Raw genomic sequence first — 700 nt, forward strand, 5'->3', positions numbered from 1 at the left:
CCCCCAAGGCCCGCGCCTCGGCGGTGGCGCTCCACGCGTTCTCGTTCTTCTGCGGCCAGGCGCTCGGCGTCGCGGTGCTCGGCGCGGCGCTGCAGGGCGTCGGCCAGTTCGCGGCCCTGGCCACCTGCGCCGTCACGATTTTGGCGGTGGGGATCGCGACGGCTGTGTTGCTGGCTCGGCCGGTGGTGCCGAGCGAGGTTTAGTTTCGCGCCAGTCCGATTCCGACGCGTGCTTCCCTCCGCCTTCTGCAGGCTATTGGGGTTTCGCCTCTCGTGACGGCCTCGGACGACGCGCGGGTTCCCCTCTCCCAGCGGGCGGGGAGAGGCCCGCACCGACCTCGTCGTCCGTGCGGGAAGCGAAGGCGAAGCCGAAGCGGCGGTGAGTGGGGGGCGAACGGAGGAGCCTCCTCCGGGGCGCGCCCCCTCACCGTCGGCTGCCGCCTCGCTTTGCCGACGACGAGGTCGGCAAAGCCCTCTCCCCCACCGAAGTCGGGCCTGCCCGATTTCGGCAGGTAGGTTCGGATCTCGGGCAAGCCCGAGATCCATGCGGGGCGAGCGGATGCGCGCAAAGCGAACCGCCAGAACCAGGCCTGTGTGAATCAGGAAGCCTCCGCAGGGGAGGGAGGACGCCGCAGCGGTCAGGCCGGCACGCGCGGCCGGGTCCGCGCCGCGAGGTTGCACGAAGCCGTCTCGCGCAGGGT

1 pseudogene is annotated in these 700 nt (G+C 72.0%); it reads left to right on the forward strand.

The window, feature by feature from the left end:
- A pseudogene (locus FV222_RS28335) lies at positions 1–203 on the forward strand (MFS transporter); the annotation flags it as partial.
- Positions 204–700 lie beyond the last annotated feature (497 nt).

The sequence above is a fragment of the Methylobacterium sp. WL103 genome (genome assembly GCF_008039885.1).
Lineage (GTDB): Bacteria > Pseudomonadota > Alphaproteobacteria > Rhizobiales > Beijerinckiaceae > Methylobacterium > Methylobacterium cerastii.